The 20,168-nt window shown below is 38.0% G+C and carries 13 protein-coding genes; 5 read left to right on the top strand and 8 right to left on the bottom strand.

Features of this window, described 5'->3' with window-relative positions; translation table 11 throughout:
• Window positions 1-23: 23 nt before the first annotated feature.
• The gene (locus Rain11_RS08185; protein WP_101358867.1) at window positions 24-4,334 is read right to left on the bottom strand and encodes a CusA/CzcA family heavy metal efflux RND transporter; all 4,311 of its coding nucleotides are present in this window, start codon (window positions 4,332-4,334) and stop codon (window positions 24-26) included.
• Between the two features lie 93 nt (window positions 4,335-4,427).
• Complete coding sequence (locus tag Rain11_RS08180) at window positions 4,428-4,829, bottom strand: hypothetical protein (protein ID WP_133121545.1); 402 nt, start codon at window positions 4,827-4,829, stop codon at window positions 4,428-4,430.
• Window positions 4,830-4,925: 96 nt separating this feature from the next.
• Between Rain11_RS08180 and mutL the strand changes: the two genes are divergently transcribed.
• The 4 genes from mutL (at window position 4,926) to Rain11_RS08160 (ending at window position 9,822) form a co-directional block, all read left to right on the top strand.
• On the top strand, window positions 4,926-6,773 hold the full coding sequence (gene mutL, locus Rain11_RS08175) for a DNA mismatch repair endonuclease MutL (protein WP_101358865.1): 1,848 nt from the start codon (window positions 4,926-4,928) through the stop codon (window positions 6,771-6,773).
• 107 nt (window positions 6,774-6,880) lie between these two features.
• Window positions 6,881-8,017, top strand: a complete 1,137-nt coding sequence (locus Rain11_RS08170) for a Na/Pi symporter (RefSeq protein ID WP_101358864.1) — start codon at window positions 6,881-6,883, stop codon at window positions 8,015-8,017.
• 42 nt (window positions 8,018-8,059) lie between these two features.
• On the top strand, window positions 8,060-9,058 hold the full coding sequence (locus Rain11_RS08165) for an isoaspartyl peptidase/L-asparaginase family protein (RefSeq protein WP_101358863.1): 999 nt from the start codon (window positions 8,060-8,062) through the stop codon (window positions 9,056-9,058).
• 182 nt (window positions 9,059-9,240) lie between these two features.
• Window positions 9,241-9,822 carry a Maf family nucleotide pyrophosphatase gene (locus tag Rain11_RS08160; protein WP_101358887.1) on the top strand — a complete coding sequence of 194 codons (582 nt, stop codon included), beginning with the start codon at window positions 9,241-9,243 and terminating at the stop codon, window positions 9,820-9,822.
• A gap of 4 nt (window positions 9,823-9,826) precedes the next feature.
• On the opposite strand, the gene rsgA is transcribed toward Rain11_RS08160, so the two are convergent.
• From rsgA to Rain11_RS08130, 6 genes are all read right to left on the bottom strand, one after another.
• Window positions 9,827-10,750, bottom strand: coding sequence for a ribosome small subunit-dependent GTPase A (rsgA, locus tag Rain11_RS08155; RefSeq protein WP_101358862.1), 924 nt, complete (start codon window positions 10,748-10,750; stop codon window positions 9,827-9,829).
• A gap of 3 nt (window positions 10,751-10,753) precedes the next feature.
• Window positions 10,754-12,298 carry an AlwI family type II restriction endonuclease gene (locus Rain11_RS08150; protein ID WP_101358861.1) on the bottom strand — a complete coding sequence of 515 codons (1,545 nt, stop codon included), beginning with the start codon at window positions 12,296-12,298 and terminating at the stop codon, window positions 10,754-10,756.
• On the bottom strand, window positions 12,295-13,260 hold the full coding sequence (locus tag Rain11_RS08145; RefSeq protein WP_101358860.1) for a DNA adenine methylase: 966 nt from the start codon (window positions 13,258-13,260) through the stop codon (window positions 12,295-12,297). The genes Rain11_RS08150 and Rain11_RS08145 overlap by 4 nt, the downstream gene beginning before the upstream one ends.
• Window positions 13,196-14,263: a DNA adenine methylase gene (locus tag Rain11_RS08140; protein WP_207764434.1), complete on the bottom strand. Its 1,068-nt coding sequence runs from the start codon at window positions 14,261-14,263 to the stop codon at window positions 13,196-13,198. The genes Rain11_RS08145 and Rain11_RS08140 overlap by 65 nt, the downstream gene beginning before the upstream one ends.
• Window positions 14,247-16,937 carry a D-alanine--D-alanine ligase family protein gene (locus Rain11_RS08135; RefSeq protein ID WP_101358859.1) on the bottom strand — a complete coding sequence of 897 codons (2,691 nt, stop codon included), beginning with the start codon at window positions 16,935-16,937 and terminating at the stop codon, window positions 14,247-14,249. Before Rain11_RS08135 ends, Rain11_RS08140 begins: the two co-directional genes overlap by 17 nt.
• Window positions 16,938-17,007: 70 nt before the next feature.
• Complete coding sequence (locus tag Rain11_RS08130; protein ID WP_133121544.1) at window positions 17,008-17,271, bottom strand: hypothetical protein; 264 nt, start codon at window positions 17,269-17,271, stop codon at window positions 17,008-17,010.
• Window positions 17,272-17,454: 183 nt separating this feature from the next.
• On the opposite strand from Rain11_RS08130, the gene Rain11_RS08125 reads away from it, so the two are divergent.
• Window positions 17,455-20,079, top strand: coding sequence for an endonuclease (locus Rain11_RS08125; RefSeq protein ID WP_101358857.1), 2,625 nt, complete (start codon window positions 17,455-17,457; stop codon window positions 20,077-20,079).
• Window positions 20,080-20,168 lie beyond the last annotated feature (89 nt).

Below are 20,168 nucleotides of genomic sequence, written 5' to 3'. Positions count from 1 at the left end.
TAACAATTTAATGTGATGAAAGACTATTTTAAGATTTCTAATTGTAAAATGGTTTGATTGTAGCTATCCAGAGCATCCCAGTAGCCAAATTGAATTTTCCAAGCCTGTTCTGTGGTTTGCACAAAGGTTGGGTAATCAATCTCACCTACCCGAAACATCTTTTCTGCTTTTTCCAAGATATTTTGAGCTTGTTTGAGAGCAGTTTGCTCATAAAAATTCAAATTTAATAAACTTTGCTCTATTCTTTTCAGTAGTACGTTTCGCTGATTATCTTGCAGTTGTTTCTGATAATCGTATTGTGTTTGAGCCAAATATTCTTTGGTTTTGGCGGCTTCAATGCTTTTTTGATAAGCCCTTGAAAAAATAGGTACTGCCACACCCGCCTGAAATACTTGTGCAATTGGTTTGCCCTCCACCGACATCAAGTAATATCCCACTCTAAAATCGGGCAAACGCTGTGCTTCTGAAATTTTACGTTCTTGGGTAGCGATATTTTTTTGCTCTCGCCAAAGAGCTACAAAAGCATTTTCTTTGCTGAAACTACTTGTATCGGGTAAGGGTAGTTTGAAAACTAACTGCGTATCTATTGAAATCTTTTCTATTTTTCCCAAACGCAAAGCTAACTGATTTTCTAAAATTTCCTTTTCTTGCTCTAATAGAGCTTTATTTTGTATAGCCTCACGCAAAAAGGTTTCAGCACTGACTTTTTCCAAAATATTGCTTTCGCCTGTTTGCCAGCGACTTGTTGCTACTTTCAGAAGTTTTTCGTATATTTTTTCTTTTTCCTGCCAAACGGCTATTTTTTTATGTACAAATAAATGTTGGTAGAAAATAGCTTTGATTTCGTTTGCAATTATTTTTTCTTGCAAAGCATAATCTTTTTGAGCAAAATCTATTCGGCTCTGCCAAAATTCTCTTTGCGTTTTATACAGACGAGGTGAAGCAAAACCTTGTGAAATTTGCACAGAAAAATCGTTTTTTTCTAAAATGTTGATTTGCCCGTATTGCCCTTCCAGAGCCATTTTAGGTAATTGAAACGCCGTTTTTTGGAGATTGGCTTGGTATAATACTTCTGTTTTTTTGCTTTGCAAGAGCAAATTCTGATTTTTTGCTATTTGCAAAGCCTCGTTCAAGGAAATAGGATTTTGAGCTTTTGCTGAAATTCCTAAAAGTATCAAAATCGGAATAAGCGGAACTTTTTGAGAAAATTTCATAGTTTTTTGTTCAAAAAAGTAATACAACACAGGCAAAACAATAAGGGTTAGGAAAGTAGCCGAAATCAATCCGCCAATTACTACTGTGGCAAGGGGTTTTTGTACTTCTGCCCCCGCCGAAGTAGAAAGAGCCATTGGTAAAAAGCCCAAACTTGCCACCGAAGCCGTCATCATTACAGGACGCAACCGAACAAATACGCCTTGTAAAATCCTGCGGTGTAGGTTTTTTACTCCTTCTTTGGCTAATTGATTAAAGTAACCAATCAGCACAATGCCATTTAGTACCGCTACACCAAATAGGGCAATAAAACCCACTCCCGCCGAAATACTAAAAGGCATATCGCGAAGCCACAGAGCAAATACGCCCCCAATTGCCGATAGCGGTATAGCCGTAAAAATAAGTACCGCTTGTTTCAAAGAATGAAAAGTAAAGTATAAAAGCATAAAAATCAGCCCTAAGGCAATCGGAACAGCTATCATCAGGCGTTGTTTGCCTTTTTCAAGGTTTTCAAATTGCCCGCCAAATTCTACGTAATACCCCACAGGCAAACGTACTTGCTTTTTTTCAAAAATACTTTGCATCTCTTTCACTACGCTTTCTACATCACGCCCACGTACATTTACACCAATAACAATACGTCTTTTGGTATTTTCACGAGAAACTTGCACAGGAGCAGGCTCATAATCAATCCAAGCGACTTCTTCCAAACGCACCTGAACACCATTAGCAGAGCGTATGTAAAGGTTTTTGAGATTTTCAAGGCTGTTGCGTTGGGTGGTGTCCAGACGTACTACTAAATCAAAGCGTTTTTCGCCTTCAAACACGATGCCCGATGCCTCGCCTGCAAAAGCCGTTCGAACTGCCTGATTAAGCGTTTGAATATCCAAGCCGTATTGAGCAATTTTGGTGCGATTGTATCTGACAAGCATTTGAGGCAAACCCAAAACTTGCTCTATTTTTATATCTGCTACTCCTCTGATTTTTCCGATTTTTTGAGCAGTTTGTTCAGCTTTTTGCGTAAGAATTTCCAAATTCTCACCATAAATTTTGATAGCAATATCCGATTTTACGCCTGTCATTAGCTCGTTGAAACGCATCTGAATAGGTTGTTGAAATTCAAAATTTACGCCTACAAAATGCTCTTGTAGAGCTTTTTCCATTTTTTCGGCAAGTTCTTCTTTGCTACTGGCAATCTTCCATTCCGATTTATCTTTCAGAATTACCATTAAGTCGTTGGCTTCAATAGGCATAGGGTCGGTGGGTATTTCCGAAGAGCCAATCTTAGAAACGCAGGTTTTTACTTCGGGAAACTGCAAAAGTACCTTTTCCATTTCCGTAGAAATTCGGATAGTTTCTGAAAGCGAAACCCCCGTTTTGAGCCTTACTTCAATAGCAAAATCACCTTCATCAAGTTGTGGGATAAATTCGCCCCCCAAACGCCCAAAGACAAATAATGCTACTGCGAAAAGTCCTAATGTTGCCCCCAAAACCTGTATTTTTCGCCGCAAAGCCCACAAAATGATAGGCTTGTAGATTTGAGCAATGCGAGCCATTAACCTATCAGAAAAAGTAGGTCGGAAATGGATTTTTTTGCTCAACCCCAAAGCCGACATCATCGGCACATAGGTTAGTGATAAGATGAAAGCTCCCAAAATAGCAAAACTTACTGCCTGTGCCATAGGCTTAAACATTTTGCCTTCAATGCCCGAAAGCGACCAAATCGGCAAATACACCATCAGGATAATGATTTCCCCAAAAGCCGCCGACTGCCTGATACGTTTTGCGGCGGTAAAAACTTGCTCGTCCATTTCTCTTTGGGAAAGCTGAAAATTCTTGTATCCTGTGAGCAAATGTGTATGAAGGAAATGCAAAATCGCTTCTACAATAATAACAGCCCCATCTACAATCAAACCGAAATCAATTGCCCCAAGGCTCATCAAGTTGGCAGAAACTCCGAAAATGTTCATCATCGCGAGTGTAAAGAGCAAAGAAAGCGGAATAACACTTGCTACTATCAGCCCTGCTCGCAAGTTTCCCAAAAATAAAATCAAGACAAAAACTACTATCAGTCCTCCCAAGGCTAAATTTTCAGAAACCGTGAGAATGGCTTTATTCACAAGTAGTGTTCTATCTAAAAAAGGCTCAATAATAAGCCCTTCGGGTAGGGTTTTTTGCACCTGTTGTATGCGTTCTTTGACTTTTTCAATTACCTGTGCCGAATTTGCACCTTTGAGCATCATCACAATGCCGCCTACAACTTCGCCCTTGCCGTCTTGTGTCATTGCTCCATAGCGAGTAGCACTGCCCAAACGTACTTTGGCTACATCTCGCACCAGCACAGGCATTCCATTCGGCATAGTTTTAATGGGTGTTTGCTCAATATCTTGAAGGGTTTTGACAAAGCCTTCTGCCCGAATAAAATATGCTTTTCCTTGACGCTCAATGTAACTACCCCCTGTATTTTCGTTATTTCGGTGCAATGCCTCAAATATTTCGCTAATGGTAAGGTCATAGGCTCGGAGCTTTTCGGTTTCAAGGGCTACTTCGTATTGTTTTACTTTACCCCCAAAGCTATTTACCTCTACTACTCCCTCAATACCTGCCAAACGCCTTTTTACAATCCAATCCTGAATGGTGCGTAAATCTTGGGCGTTGTAGTGTTTTTCATAGCCTTTCAGGGGACGAATAACGTATTGATAAATTTCCCCCAAACCCGTAGAAATAGGTGCTAAATAAGGTTGCCCCATTGTAGGAGGAATATCTTTTTCGGCAAGTTTGATTTTTTCAGCGACCAGTTGCCGAGCCAAATAAATGTCAGTTTCATCAGTAAAAACAATTGTAATTACCGAAAGTCCGAAGCGAGAAATAGAGCGAATTTCCTCTACATTTTGCAGATTGGCAAAAGAAATTTCCAGAGGTGCTGTAATAAACTGCTCCACTTCTTGTGCCGAAAACTGCGGAGCAGAGGTAATTACTTGCACTTGGTTATTGGTAATATCAGGAACGGCATCAATAGGAATTTGTGTTGCTGAAAATCCTCCCCAAATCACCAGTGCCACTACAAACACCCCTACAATAATTTTATTGCGGATAGAAAATCCGATAATAGCATCTAACATAGATTTGTTTTTTGGCTAAAAATCAAGATTTAGTAAGTGATGATGAGAACACTTTTTAGATAACCTAAAAAGCATATAGATGAGTTGCCTAAATTAGACGTGTGTATTAAGGAGAGTTTTCGGGGGTTGGAAATTTTCGTCTATGAGTTGAAAATGATAAAAAGTAGGGTAATCAAAGTATTTTTCTTTGAGAGGTGCAGGAGGAGTGTAGGGCTTAATTTCAAGACAAATAGAAGGTAAAACTGCTAAATGCATACACTCGGCGTGTAAATGATGAAAAGGCAAATTCTTATGTTTTTGGTCTTGTTTTTGGTGTTCAGTATGGGTATAATGAAGCCATAAGAATTGCCAAAAGCTCATATTTTCTTGCTTTTGATGTTCTGCAAAATGATGAAACAAAGAACCCACATCTCCCAAATAATGCGTATCATTTTTTGGGAAAAAGGCTGTAAAACCTATCCAAATGCTTAATAGTATGGTAGCAATCTGTTTCACGAAAGCAAAGGTCTTAAAAAACAAGTTTAGAAACAAGATAAATTGTTTGATATTTTTGGTATAAATTCTGTAAGTTTGTCTTGAAATTCAATAGCTATGCAAGATGTAATTCGTCTTTTGCCTGACTCGCTTGCTAATCAGATTGCCGCAGGGGAGGTAGTTCAGCGACCTGCTTCGGTAGTAAAAGAGCTTTTAGAAAACTCCATTGACGCACAAGCTACCCAAATTCAACTGATTATCAAAGATGCAGGCAAAACGCTCATTCAAGTAATTGATGATGGCATTGGAATGTCGGAAACTGATGCTCGTATGAGCTTTGAACGCCACGCTACCTCCAAAATCAAGACGCAAGAAGATTTGTTTAGCATAATGACAATGGGTTTTCGGGGAGAGGCTTTGGCTTCTATTGCGGCTGTGGCACAGGTAGAAATGCGTACCCGCCGAGAAATTGATGATTTAGGAACGCAAATTATTATTGAGGGAAGTGAGCTAAAAACTCAAAGTAAAATTAACTGCCCCAAAGGAACTTCTATTGCAGTAAAAAATCTTTTTTTTAATGTACCTGCTCGCCGAAATTTCTTGAAGTCAAATCCCGTAGAGACCAAACATATCATAGATGAGTTTCAACGTGTCGCTCTTGCCTTTCCCGAGGTTGCTTTCCGAATGTATCATAATGAAGAAGAAATTTACAATCTCTCCAAGGGTAAATTAGCTCAAAGAATTATTGGTATTTTTGGCAAAAACTATCGTGAAGGGCTTATACCTTGTCAGGAAGAGACTCCTCTGCTCAAAGTCAAAGGTTATATTGGCAAGCCCGAACTGGCTAAAAAAACGCGTGGTGAGCAGTTTTTCTTTGTAAATAATCGCTTCATCAAGCACGCTTATTTGCATCACGCTGTGCTTACCTGCTATCAAGACCTTTTGCCCAAAGAGCATATTCCTTTCTATGTGATTTTTTTAGAAATTGAACCACAACATATTGATATAAATGTTCATCCTACAAAAACCGAAATCAAGTTTGATGACGAAAAAGCCATTTATGCTATTTTACAAGCTACGGTACGGAAGGCATTAGGCTCGGTGCAAAACAATTTAGATTTTGAGGAAAAGCCCTTTATCTTTGATTCTGTTTTTAGTAATGAAAAAAAACTCTTTACGGATAGCTCAACACAATTTTCACCCAAAGAGAATTTTAGCAACTTGGGCAAAACTACCTATCGCGAGAAAAGTAATTTACGAAATTGGGAAACTATTTTTGCAGGGCTGAAAAGCCAAGCTATTCAGACCTTTGAGCAAGAAAAAAACGAGATTTTCCCACAGGAAAATGTTTCGGAAACTGCTACACTTGCCAAAGAATATGAAAATCCTGAAACTAAAACTTTTCAGTTGCATCAAAGATATATTGTTACGCAAATAAAGGCAGGTCTGCTGATTATAGACCAACATTTAGCACATCAACGTATTTTATATGATAAGTTTTTAAGCCTTTTGCAAAGTGAAGGTTCAGGACGAGTTTCACAGCAGTTGCTTTTTCCTATCCAAATTTCTCTGAACCCTACCGATTTGGCTCTGGTGCAAGATATTGCGGAGCAAATACGCTATTTAGGCTTCAATTTTGAACTGAACTATGATAGTATGACTTTGTATGGTACTCCCCCAAACCTGCCTCGTGAGCAAGAAAAAGAAATTGTAGAGTCTTTTATTGAGCAAATCAAACATTCGGCGGATATTAGTCTGCTTCCCTCGCAAGAAAAAATTGCCCGCCTGATGGCTCAACGCTCTGCTCTACGTTACGGGACAAAGTTGGATTCTGCTGAAATACAAACACTTTTGGCTCAACTCTTTGCCTCCTCCAATCCTAATTATAGCCCCAATGGCGAACCTACTATGATACTTGTAGATATGATAAAGATTGGAGAATGGTTTGCCAACGGCTTACATTAAGCGAAAGTTAAATTTTGATTAGAAAATTTTACAAGCTACCTTTCGCAGGAAAATTGTATTATTTTTGCAAAAAAATATCATTTTGATAAGTTTCTACTAATCAAAAAATGAAAGTTTTAACCCAAGTAAGCACGATTTTTCACAATTCACAAATGCGTTTGGGGCAAAATGTGTATCGTGTTGCATTGCTTTTATTACTCACTTTATTTTTTCTTTTTGCTTTGGATATGGCTATTGAAAGCCTCAGACATATCATAGGCATTGAGTATTTACGCAAATCTTTAAACGAAATTTATAATCCTTTTATTGGGCTTTTTGTGGGTATTCTGGCAACTGCTTTGGTGCAAAGCAGTACCCTAATAACTTCTTTGTCAGTGGCTTTGGTAGCGGCAGGCACCGTGAGCATTTCTAATGCTATTCCGCTTGTAATGGGAGCTAATATAGGTACTACCATTACGGCTATGTTGGTGGCTTTTGGACACGTAGGGAAACGCAAGGAATTTCGTAAAGCCATTTCGGGGAGCCTTTTACACGTGCTTGCTAATATTTTACCGACATTCATTATTTTCCCATTAGAATATGGCTTTGGCTTTCTTACAAAACTTTCTTTGTTTTTTGCTTCTTGGGTTTCGGGAGAAGGGAAAATTATTTCCTTTGAAGGCTGGCAGTTCAGCAAGTATGTTACCCAACCTATACTCAATCATTTGCCATTGGCAGAGTATGGCTGGATTTTTTTGCTCGTGAGCGTGATAGGTGTTTTTGCCTGTATTCGCTTATTTATCTTGCTTTTCAAAAACTGGCTTGTAAGCGACCTTTTACAAAAAATTCAAAATGTTTTTTGGGTTACTTCGTGGAGAGCCTTTGGTTGGGGAACGCTTATCACTGCGATTATTCATTCCAGCACAGTCGTTACTTGTTTCTTGGTTACGCTTATTGGTTCAAACAAACTTTCTACTCGGCAGGCTTTGCCTTTTATTTTGGGTGCAAATTTAGGAACAACACTCACGGCTCTTACTGCCTCTTTGGGAAAAACAGAAACCGCTATTAGCATTGCCTTTGCCCACTTTTTGTTTAATGTGCTTTCGGTACTAATGATTTTACCTATTCCGTACCTGAAAATGCGTTTTATATTTCTAAGCCGTTATTTGGGAAAATTGATGATGAACTACCGCTTGCTTGCTTTTGCTTTTGTGCTGATATTCTTTTTCCTTTTACCTTTTGTTCTGATTTACTTGCACAAGTGAAGCATTTTTGCTTTTTTTGCTTTTCACCAAAACGCAATGCTTATGAAAAAGTTTTTTCTTTTGATTTCGTTATGGGCAGGAATACAAAATATTTTTGCCCAAGCAATAAAGCCTGTAATTGTTATTCACGGTGGGGCAGGGGTAATCCGTAAAACTGATATGACCCCCGAAAAAGAACGTGAATACGAAGCCAAACTTAAAGAAGCATTGGAAAAAGGCTATGCGGTTTTGGAAAAAGGCGGCACCAGCTTAGATGCCGTAGAAGTTGCTATTCAGGTACTTGAAGAATCTCCGTTATTTAATGCAGGTAGGGGCTGTGTGCTGAATAATCAAGGTATGCCTGAATTAGATGCTTCTATAATGAACGGAAAAACATTAGAGGCAGGAGCCGTAGCAGGTGTAAATAAAGTAAAAAGCCCCATCACATTAGCTCGTACTATAATGAGTAAATCTGAACACGTAATGCTTGTGGGAGCTGGTGCAGAGCTTTTTGCCAAACAACAGGGATTAGAAATGGTCAAACCTTCATACTTCATCACAACCGAACGCTCTGAGCAACTTAAAAAAATCAAAGAAAAAGAGAAAAAAGACACAAAATCTGACCTTGATATTTCTAACCCTGATAGGAAATACGGCACCGTAGGTTGTGTAGCTCTGGACAAATACGGCAATCTTGCCGCAGGTACTTCTACGGGTGGTATGATGAACAAACGTTATGGCAGAGTAGGCGATTCGCCTATCATTGGAGCAGGCACATACGCAGATAACAACGGTTGTGCTGTTTCTGCCACAGGACACGGCGAGTATTTCATTCGCTCGGCGGTAGCTTTTCGTACCAATGCCCTTATGCAAATGAAAGGTCTTTCGCTTGCCCAAGCCGCCCAAGAAGCTATCAATTTTATGGGAAATTTAGGTGGTACAGGTGGTATTATTGCTTTGGATAAAAACGGAAATATCGCGATGCCTTTCAATACCGAAGGAATGTATCGTGGCTATATTGATGCCAATAAAAATATGCTTATTCGTATGTATCGGGATTAGAAGTTTAGTGGAGAGGGGTAAAATATACTCAAGTAGCCTACTCGGTAGCAGAACATAGTCTAAATCGCCACAATTTTCATTGGCTTTGGCATAATTGGGATTAAAGCAGTGCCGAAAAAATAACAGCTTTATCTTTGAAAAGCTATCAAAGTTTTTCTTACATTTATGCCAAAACCTTTTATATGCTTTCTCAAAAATTTGCAGGTATTGAAATTATTTTAGCTTCGGCTTCGCCACGCCGTAGGCAGTTGTTAGCAGGGTTGGATATTGAGTTTGAAGTAAAAACTAAAGAAGTTTCAGAAGATTTTTCCGATGAGATGCCTGCTAACCAAGTACCTTTGTATTTAGCACAGAAAAAAGCAGAATCCTTTGAAGCCGAACTGCAAAAAAATCAGCTTATCATAGCCGCCGATACCATTGTAAGCATAGAGGGCAAGATTTTGAATAAACCCAACTCCCTACAAGAGGCAAGAACTATGCTTGAAATGCTATCGGGAAAAATGCACAAAGTAATTACGGGGGTCTGTTTGCTTAGTAGGCAAAAAAAGGAGCTTTTCGCAGATATTACCCAAGTATATTTTCGCTCTTTGAGCAATGCGGAAATAGATTATTATGTAGAACATTACAAGCCTTTTGATAAAGCAGGTAGCTATGGTGCCCAGGAGTGGCTTGGAATGATAGCCATAGAACGCATAGAAGGTTCTTATTTCAATGTGATGGGCTTGCCTGTTCATTTACTTTACGAAAAACTCAAGAATTTCTAAATTTTCACCTTCTATTATCTTCGTTGGCAAGCATACTCAAATAGCTTTCATAGCGGAAAAGTGCAATTTCCCCACTTTCAACGGCTTCAATTACCTTGCAGTGGGGTTCGTGTGTATGCAAACAGCGAGAGCCAAATTTACACTCACCCAAATACTTTCTCATTTCGGGGAAATAGTGTGAAAGTTCGTCTGTCTCAATTTCTACAAGCCCCAATTCTTTGATACCGGGCGTATCAATGATAAAAGTATTTTCGCTAAGCTCAAACATTTCGGCAAAAGTAGTGGTGTGCTTTCCTTTTTGAGAAAAATCTGAAATTTCACCTGTTTTAAGATTTAGCGAAGGATTGATAGCATTGATAAGACTGGATTTGCCTACCCCCGAATGCCCTGAAAGTAAGGAAACCTTGCCCTGCAAAATTTTTTCAAAGTCAAGGATACCTTCTTGGGTAAGCACAGAGGTTTGTAGGCAGGTATATCCAATATCGGTATAGATTTGCATAATTTCTGCCTGATAGCGTAGAGCCTCTTGGTCTAAAAGGTCGCTTTTGTTGAAAACCACTACCGCAGGAATCCTGAAAGTTTCGGCAGAAACTAAAAATCTATCAATAAAGCCAAAAGATGTACGAGGGGCTACAAGGGTAGCAATAATGATGGCTTGGTCAATATTGGTAGCAATGAGGTGTGCGTGGGCAGTTTTGTGTACCGACTTACGAATGATGTAATTTTCGCGAGGCAATATGTCTGTAATTACGCCTGTTTTTTGGTCTTTTTCCCATTCCCATTCTACTTTATCACCTACGGCAATAGGGTTGGTAACCTTCAAATCTTGCAATTTGAATTTGCCACGCAAACGGCAAGAAATAATATTTTTATCGTTTGTTCTTACTTCGTACCAAGCCCCTGTGGAGCGAATAACAATGCCTTGCATAGATTAGGTGTTTTCACAACTTGTTTTATCAAAAGCCACTTTGTATAATGTGTTCAAATTTTCAAGCTGTTCCAAGAATAAATCTATATCCAGAACTCTCACCTCATAACCATATTGAGACCTGATATAAGCTGAATGGCGACAAGTATCAATATGAGCTTTGGGAGAAATCAGAATACTATAAGTTTTTGAGTTTTTCTCTAAAAAACTTTCCAGATGTCTCTGTACCGAGTAACTTTCGCGAATGTGTTGTGTTACACCCTTCAAGAGAGTTACTTCCAAAAGAAAAATTCTATCATTTTCATAACATTCTATATCAGGTAAGTTTGCAGGGGCAAAGCAGGTGGGTAATCCTTCGTCATCACTGATATAATTGGGCTTAATGTTTAGATGAGGTATTTTCTTTATTACAGATAGGGTCGTTAGGAACTCCAAACGTAAAGAAGCTTCAATGAAGCGTAAAATTTCATTTTTAGAATTTTTGCCATAGGCGAGCAAAAGCATTTCATTTTTAATAGTTTCCCAAGAAAAGTAATTGAGCCATTTTTCTAAATCTTTTTTTTGAGTAACTTCTTTTTGCCTGTAAGAAGTAAATTGCTCAAGAAGTGTGTGGTCTATTGTACCAATATACTCAAAAAAATCTTTCTCTGAATGAAAATTTTTTGTTTGAGCATATTCTTTCAAAATATAAGCAATAGCTTTTTCTTCTTTGGTATTGATATCTATGAATCTACCCCCTCCACGCAAGCTAATAAGCCCTGTCAAACGCATTTTACGTATAAATTCATCTGTATAATCTACCAAAATGGATTTTTCATCTCTTTTGATTCTATCAAGAAGCCTATCACAAATTTCTAAAATTATTTCATTGCTTGGGGTATAACCATAATTATTCCTCAATTCTTTGATTTTCAGATATAAATCAGAAGCATTATCATTTTGCCAACAAAGTAGTAGAGGAATTTCTTGGCGAGTAATGCCTGCTTGGGTTTGTTCTTTATCGTTTTTGAGTAGTAAGATAGTCTGCAATAGCAAAATAAGAGGCTTATTGGTATTTAATACTTTTCGGAAAGGATTATTTCTTTGGTATTTGGCAAAAGCATTTGCAAAGACCAAAATTTCATTACTTGGGTTTTCGGTATCTAAAAGCATTTTTCCAGTTTGGGAAAAAATAATTTTTTCGTTGAGAGCGTAATATACAAATCCTAATTCTTTGGCAAGTTTGAACCAAGTATCAAATCTTGAAGCCCAACCTTTGCTAAATCCTGCCTCTTTATGCTTTTGGGGGTTATCGGCAAAGACTTTTTCTACTTCGCTTAATGTTAAATCTTCGTTATTTTTCCATTTTTTCTTTATTTCAGAGCTGACTCGTGTAGGTTGATATAAACCTTTTTGAATTAGTTTTTTAGAAATTTTTTCAACGATTTCATCTGTTAGAACCTCTTGTTCGTATTCGGCTAAAATCTTGAGAAAATCTTTCAGCCGTTCAGGGTTACGAATAGTAGTTGTAAAGAGCAAGGGTTTATAATTGGAACGTTGTTTTTTCATAAGTAATTACAAACTAAAACTTCTTCAAACTTTTTGTGAGAATTGTCGTGGTAGCTGATATAATTGCTTTTAATAGGAATGATAGTAAAGTTTTCTGCCCATTTTTTGAAAACTTCATTTGTTTTACCCTTGTAAGAGATTACATTAGAAACGGCAAAACGCAAACCTTTCTGATGAAGTTCGTTCAGTGTTTTGATAAGTTCTTTTTCTTGGATTTGTGTCCATAGTTTGTTGTATTCGCTGAATGTAATAAGATATGGAGGGTCTAAATAAATAAAATCTCGGGAAGTCAGGTAAAGTTCTTTGAGAAAATTTCTGTAATCCTGATTGAACCACTCTATTTTTTTGTTTTTTACTACTTCAAAATAGTTTTGCAAAGCCTGATAAACGTTTTTGTTGAAATCTACATTACCTACGGGTACATTAAAATCTCCTTTGGCATTAAAGCGTAACATTCTATTGAAGCCATAAATAAGGAGTAGATAAAGTTTAAGCATATCGCTTTTTTCGCTTTGGTTGAAATCTGCTTTTAACTTTTCAAAAGGGGTTTTATTAAAATGTGCATAATACGTTTTTTTATATTGTAATTTTAGCTCTTTTGGGACAATATCTTTCTTGAAAGAGCAAGAAAACCCATATTTTTTTATCCAAAATTCAATTTCTTGGAAAAATACCTCTGGGTGATGGGCTTTCTTGCAAAGAAATTGATGAATTTGAATAAGATAGCTATCTATATCGTTCAAATAATAACTTTCAGCCTTTATATTCAAAAATACTGAACCGCCTCCTACAAATGGCTCAACGAATTTGTTTATTTCCGAAGGAAAGTATTTTTTTATTTCTTTCAAGAGTTTGTATTTATCCCCTACATAAAACAAAGGAGAACGTACAAAACTATCATTTTTCCACTCGGGAAATAAACAAAAACTCTCGGTGGTCGTTAAATTCTGTTTTGCCTGCATTGAAAAATTTATAGGGTTTTTCAAAAACTTGTGTTTCTCCTTTTTGGCTTAAAATTTCGTAAATCTCTTCTAATTTGATTTTATTTGCAGATGAACTGCTTTTAGATTTGTAGGTATTGTTGTACGATACTACAATATAGCGAGCTTTTAGGTTTTGTATTAGGTCAGCAAAAACCATTTTTGCTTTGGTTGTGCAGTATAAGCTATTATTTTCTGGTTTAGGTTTGAGAGCTATTCCAAAAAGTTTAGGTTTTTTCCATTCAACTAAATTTTCATATACGTGATAAAAGCGATTATATTGCCGAGAGTTGTAGGGGGGGTCTATGTAGGCAATATCCGCTTGAACTTTATGCACTAAATCATTAGCATTTTCTTTGTAAATTTCCACATTGGGGTGTGGGCATTGCTCTATGAGTTTGAGTTGTAGCTGTGGTTGTTGAATATTTTTTTTGATATATGCATCAAAATGCCCTACGGTGTTGGCGATTTTATCTATATTGTAAATGAGCGTAGCCAATAGTATGTAAAACTCTTTTGTATTAAGCTCGTTACGGCGTTTTTCTAAATCCTCACGAATATAACCAATAATTTTGGCATTTGGGTAGTCAAAAAATTTATTGCCAAAGTTTTCTGAAAAATAATTTTCAGGAAGTAGCAATGGGTTAAGCTGGTTATAGAAATTTAATATACTTGCAATTTTAGTAAAATCCCAATCGGCTTTTTCAAAAAATGCCTTGTAAATAACAAAATTAGAGTGTAAAAGGTCATTGATGATAATTTTGGGATAAATTAGGGTAGCTTTTTTGCTTAAAATACCTGTTCCTGCGAATACATCAAAAAAACTTTGGCAGTTTTGTGTATGTTTCTGGATATGTTCAAATATCCAATCCGAAAGTTTGAATTTGTTGCCAATATATCTTCGGCTTTCCAGAGATATTCCTTTGTAAGAGTGATTTTGAAATAAATCTAATGTAAATTTATACAAATTAGCTATTTTTTCCATACTCCAAAATTTTATCAATAAACTCATAAGGTTTATAGCTGTTCAGGGCGGCTTGGTGAAAGATACAAGTAGCGGGTGTCATACCGGGCAAAGAATTAACTTCAATAATAATGGTTTCTACTCTGCTATTGGCATACACACGTACAAAGGCATCAATACGACAATAACCTTCTACGTTTAGAATTTCAGCAGTTTTTTGCAGAGTTTTTCTGACTTCTGCTGAAATGCGTTCTTGTTCGGCAGGATTTTTAGAAAAACGAGCAGGCGTGATATTTTGTCCTTCACCCGCTAAAAATTTTTCTTCCAAAGTAAGTACATCACCTGTGGCAAGTGTTTCGGAAGGCTCAAAAACTTCATAACGCCTTGAACCATCAGGCAAACGATGTGTAAGCATTCCACCTGTAATTTCTAAAAAATGTTCGGCTTCCCCTTTGGTGATAAGCTCTTCAATCAGGAAATAATCTCTTGGCGGAAACTCTTCACCTGCTTTGAGTTGTAAAGTTTCAGCTTGCAAAGGCAAAATAGTTTCCTGATGACGAAAAGTTTGCTCAATATAGGCTTGTAGTTGCTCTCGGTTGCGGATTTTTTTCACTGCCGAACTACAACCATCATCAGCAGGCTTGCAAATGAATGGATACGAAAATTGAGTTTCAATCGTTTGAATAGCTTTTTCAGGGCTTGCAAAATAATCTTTCTTGTAGAGTAAAGCGTGCCGAGCTACTGAAATGCCATTTTTAGCTAAAATTTCGTTGGTTTCGTACTTGTTGATAGTAATTTGTGAGCTTTTTACTCCTGAACCATTGTAAGGTAAGCCAATTTTTTCAAGCTCTTGCTGTAATGCTCCATCTTCGCCCGGTCTGCCGTGCAGAGCAATAAACGCCACATCTGCCAAATTTTTCAAGTCGGCATAAGTAATTTTCTGAGGTTCAAAGATAGGGTTTTGGGCATATTTTTGTGTAATAGCCTTGCCCTCCTGTCTGATTTGTAGTAGAATTTCTTGTTTTTGGGCTTTGTTTTCTCGTACTTGTTTGGCAATATCATCGGCGTTGTCTTTAAGCATAATATTGATAGGAAGCAGATATAGTTCGTGTTTTTCGGGATTGCCCGTTAGAAATACAGGAATAGGCTCATATTTCCCCGAAGAGGCTAATTTTTCGTAAATATTTCTGCCACTTTCTACCGAAATATGCCTTTCTGATGAATAGCCCCCCATAATTACGGCTACGCGTGTTTTGGGTAGGGTTTGGGTTTGTTGCCTCTGAATGGCTTGGTCTAAATGTTCTAAAAGTTTTTTTACGAAATAGTTATTTTTAGGTGTTTTAGCTCTTGCCGCTAAGGAAGTACGAATAATATAAGTCAGGAACTGCGAGGGGTTCAAGCCAATTTCGGCGGCTTGGTGAAAAAAGAAAGAGGAGGGCAACATTCCCGAAGTTGTGTTGGGGTCGTTGAGGTAGATTTCGCCCAAGGCATTGATAAATCCATCAATGCGTGCATATACGCTTGCGTGAATAGTTTTGAAAAGTCTGCAACACTCTTTTCGGATAGCTTCAATCTGTTCAGTGGGCAACTCAATAGGGGTAACTTTTCTGCTGATACCGGGCAAATACTTGGCTCGGTAGTCAAAAATATCGCTTCTTTTGATGATTTCCGTAGGTGGTAAAGCCAAAGGCTCGCCATTTTCATCTTCTATGACAATACAAGAAAATTCTTTTCCAATGATGAAACGTTCAATCAAAATACTTTCCTCGCTACTGGTGGAAGTCATCAGGGCTTTGTAGTGGTTTTCTGTAAGAATTTCATCAAGTTTTTGCCAAAGCGTTTCGGGGTGATAGAAAATTCCGAAATTGTTTAACTCTTGCCGAGAACCATCAAGATTTTGAGCAATCAGGCGTAATTCCAAAGGGAAACCAATGCCTTCACGAATATCAGTGAGGCGGGTAATAAAAGCCCATTTTTGCTCACGAGAAAAGTTTTTCCACTTTCGCCCTGAAATTTCCTCTATAAAAAAGGCTTTGCAAATAAGTTCGTGAAAAGCGTGATTATCTTTTTCATTTAGAATAGAAATGCCAATAGATGAACCTTGATTAGGGGCTTTGATAACCATCGGTAAGCCAATTTTGGCAACAAGCCATTCTAAAATATCGCCTTTGTAAAAATTTTGCAAATACTCTTTTTTGCTTAAAGTGAGATATTTAGGGCGTTTGAAGCCATATTGAGCGAGCAAATCAGCTTGTACGGCTTTGTTTGTGCCAATTGCCGAAGGTAAAATACCGCAACCTGTGTAAGGAATATCGTACCATTCCAAAAGCCCCTGAATAGCACCGTCTTCACCTTGCAAGCCGTGCAAAGCTAAAAAAGCTACATCAAAATATTGCTTGAACTCCGAAGGTTCAATTTTTTTGCCAATGGTGTAACTTAAATCTTGCTTGGGCAAAGATTCAATATAAATCTGAAACTCTTTGGGTTGAAAATTTGCAGGAGGGTAAAAATCGCGAATAGTACCCTTGTAAATGTATTGCCATTCAAGCAAAATAAAATTACCTAAACTATCTACAAAAATAGGTACAGGCTCAAAAAGCTCTTTATTGAGGTTATCATAAACGGTTCTGCCACCTGCGAAGGCTATTTCACGCTCACGCGACTGCCCACCAAAAAAAATACCAATACGTAACATTTTGGGTTGAAAGATTTAGAAAGATACAAAATTAGCGAGTTTAGAGGAAAGAAAAAATATTACAATGAAATTATAGGTGTCTTTTCGTATGGTCTTTGCGTTCGTTTTTCCATTTTTTGATGCCTTCATACACACGCAAAGCACGCAAAAAGCTGTAAGCTATCATTACCCAACCCAGAATTTCAGCGGTACGAGGCTTTTCCATTAGCTTTTCGGCATACATAATAACAAAAACTCCACCAAAAAGGTAAATAATTACCATTGTAGAGCCAAAAATCAAATTTACTTTTTCGTGAGGACGCATAAGCATAAACTCTTTTGCAAGTATAAGCAAATTTCTTGTTTTCTTGCCCACTCCATTAAGCCCAAGTTAAAAAAAGTTTATTTTTTGAATTTAGTAGAAATTCAAAAATTTGAAAATGAACTACTTAAATTTAAATTTCTTTAATTTAGAAAAATTTTTCAAAATTTTATACTTACTTTTGCTTTTGGTTTTGTATAAAAACAAAAAAATTGTATGAAAAAACTTTTACTTTTCTGCTTGATTGTATGTTCTTTGCCAACATACGCTCAGCCGCCTGCGGGTTATTATAGCACTGCCACAGGTACAGGTTATACCCTGAAAACACAACTTTACAACATCATCAAAAATCACACAGTAATTCCTTATAGCTCTTTGTACGCCTGCTACGAAGGAACTTACAATGGCAACGCCACTGATAAAAAAGCCAACGGCAAGGTTTGGGATATGTATTCTGATATTCCCAACGGAACACCTCCTTACGAGTTCAATTGGTCGCAGAAGTGTGGCACTTACAACGCCGAAGGACAATGCTTCAACCGAGAGCACTCATTCCCGCAATCTTGGTTCAATTCGCAATCGCCAATGCAATCGGATTTATTCCACGTTTATCCCACTGATGGATACGTAAATAACAAGAGAAGCAATTATCCTTTCGGTACGGTTTCAGCCCCTACCTGGACAAGCCTCAATGGCAGTAAATTAGGGAATTGTTCTTTTCCCGGTTACACAGGCATAGTGTTTGAACCTCGTGATGAATACAAGGGCGATTTTGCAAGAAGCTATTTCTATATGGCAACACGTTACGAAAATGTAATTGCTTCTTGGCAAAACAATAGCAACGCCGATAATGTTCTCAATGGCACTTCTACACAAGTTTTTGATACTTGGCATCTGAATTTGCTGTATCAGTGGCATATTCAAGACCCTGTGAGTGCCAAAGAAATTGCCCGCAATAATGCAGTTTATACCATTCAAGGCAATAGAAACCCCTTTATTGACCACCCCGAATGGGTAGCAGTCATTTGGGGATTTGCTCCTCCAACGCCGCAAGTAAGTTTTTCTGCTCCTACTTCTACCGTGCAAGAACCTAATTCAGGCACTATTACTCATACGGTTAATGTAGTCGTAAATACGACGGCTAATAATCCTTTCAGTGTAAATGTTTCTGTGAGTGGTACGGGTACTACTGCTTCTACGCCTGCGGATTTTACTTTGCTTACTACTTCACTTACTTTCACGGGTTCAGAAACGATTAAGCCTGTTCAAATCTCTATTCAAAGTGATGGTACTACTGAACCTGACGAAACCATACGTTTGGTGCTTTCATCACCTACCAATGGTGTAGGTTTGGGAACTTCTACTCACGATATAACGCTCCGAGATGCTTCGGCTTCCTCTAATGTTACTGAAACTTTTGACCCTTGCAATAACCTGAACACTTGGACACAATTTAGCGTCACGGGGGCTCAAGTTTGGCAATGCACGACTTTCGGGCGTAATAGCTCCAGCGGTGTGCAAATGAATGGTTATTCAGGTTCGCCCGTAGTGAATGAAGATTGGCTCATTTCTCCTCCCTTGAACTTGAGTGTAACTTCTAAAATGTCTTATTGGTCAAGAACGAAATTTAATGGCAACTCACTTCAACTCAAAATATCCTCCAACTACACAGGAACAGGCAATCCGAATTCAGCTACGTGGGTCAATGTACCTGGGGCAACTTTCCCTGCTATCAATTCTGATGTATGGACAGAAACGGCAAATGTAGATTTATCGGCTTATGCAGGCAGTAATCGTTATGTAGCTTTTGTTTATACTTCAACGGCTTCGGCGGCGGCTCGTTGGACATTAGACGACATCTCTTTTACTTCGGTTTCTGCTCCACCTGTTACACCTCCTACGCTTAATGTTTCAGGAACTCTCTCGCCTTTCGGAAATATAAATTTTGGTAGTATCTCGCCAACACAAAATTTTTCAGTTTCAGGAAGTAATTTGCAGGGCGATGTAACCGTGGAAGCTCCTACTTATTTTCAAGTTTCCAAAGATGGTTCTAACTTTGCCAATAGCATAGTTTTTACCGCAGGAACAGATTTTACCTTGCCCACTATGACCTCTAAAACCGTCTATGTGCGTTTTGCTCCGAATTCAGGCATTGATGGCGATAAAGACGGCAGTATTTCCATTACTACGCCACAGGCATCAGCTCCTTTGGGAATTTATGTGGAAGGCACTGAAACTGGTAATGGTTTTGCTCTCATAGAATTTGCAGGAATTACTACGGAGGCTATCAAGGGGCAGAATACTTTTATTAAAATGAAAATTCAGCCTGCTACCAGAAGGCTCACGCACGTAAATTTGAAGGCTCGTTTGGTGGGTAACACGAGTTTGAACGATTTTACACAAACGCCTACTTTTGCTCCTGATACGAGTTTCCGCATCAATATTCCTGCGGAAGCCACAGAAACAGCCTTTTTCCTGCAACCCACTGCCGAAAATATCACTGACAAAGGCGTAGAATTTACAATTACAAGCGTAGGCGGTGGATTAGGCATTGGTTCGCAAATGGTGCATAGAGTAAATTTTGCACAAGTTTCGGCTATTACGAATTATGATGTAGAAAACACAGTGCTTTATCCTGTGCCCGCTCAAAGTGAAATATTTGTTCGTACGTCTTTGCAAAATTATGATTTGAGCATTACAGATGTTACTGGTAGAATGGTGAAAAAATTAGAAAATTCACCGCATATTGTGGTTTTGAGCGATTTGGCAAATGGTGTGTATTATGTAAATTTAAGAAATACACAAGGTTCTATTACTAAAAAGATAGTTGTGAATAGATGATTCGGTGCAAGCAGTGGGTAAAAATTACGACTCACTGCTTTTTTTCTTAACAATACCTTAACAGGCTTTCAATGAAAAATTTTTACCTT

Source organism: Raineya orbicola (assembly GCF_002843425.1).
Lineage (GTDB): Bacteria > Bacteroidota > Bacteroidia > Cytophagales > Thermonemataceae > Raineya > Raineya orbicola.
The sequence above is the reverse complement of the archived record's forward strand: the minus strand, read 5'-3'. Positions and strand labels throughout refer to the sequence as shown.

Excerpts from the sequence above, each read along its gene's own strand:
- Rain11_RS08185 (WP_101358867.1), bottom strand. The coding sequence starts at position 4,334 with ATGTTAGATGCTATTATCGGATTTTCTATCCGCAATAAAATTATTGTA.
- mutL (WP_101358865.1), top strand. The coding sequence starts at position 4,926 with ATGCAAGATGTAATTCGTCTTTTGCCTGACTCGCTTGCTAATCAGATT.
- Rain11_RS08140 (WP_207764434.1), bottom strand. The coding sequence starts at position 14,263 with ATGGAAAAAATAGCTAATTTGTATAAATTTACATTAGATTTATTTCAA.
- Rain11_RS08125 (WP_101358857.1), top strand. The coding sequence starts at position 17,455 with ATGAAAAAACTTTTACTTTTCTGCTTGATTGTATGTTCTTTGCCAACA.
- Rain11_RS08170 (WP_101358864.1), top strand. The coding sequence starts at position 6,881 with ATGAAAGTTTTAACCCAAGTAAGCACGATTTTTCACAATTCACAAATG.
- Rain11_RS08160 (WP_101358887.1), top strand. The coding sequence starts at position 9,241 with ATGCTTTCTCAAAAATTTGCAGGTATTGAAATTATTTTAGCTTCGGCT.
- Rain11_RS08165 (WP_101358863.1), top strand. The coding sequence starts at position 8,060 with ATGAAAAAGTTTTTTCTTTTGATTTCGTTATGGGCAGGAATACAAAAT.
- rsgA (WP_101358862.1), bottom strand. The coding sequence starts at position 10,750 with ATGCAAGGCATTGTTATTCGCTCCACAGGGGCTTGGTACGAAGTAAGA.
- Rain11_RS08150 (WP_101358861.1), bottom strand. The coding sequence starts at position 12,298 with ATGAAAAAACAACGTTCCAATTATAAACCCTTGCTCTTTACAACTACT.
- Rain11_RS08135 (WP_101358859.1), bottom strand. The coding sequence starts at position 16,937 with ATGTTACGTATTGGTATTTTTTTTGGTGGGCAGTCGCGTGAGCGTGAA.
- Rain11_RS08145 (WP_101358860.1), bottom strand. The coding sequence starts at position 13,260 with ATGCAGGCAAAACAGAATTTAACGACCACCGAGAGTTTTTGTTTATTT.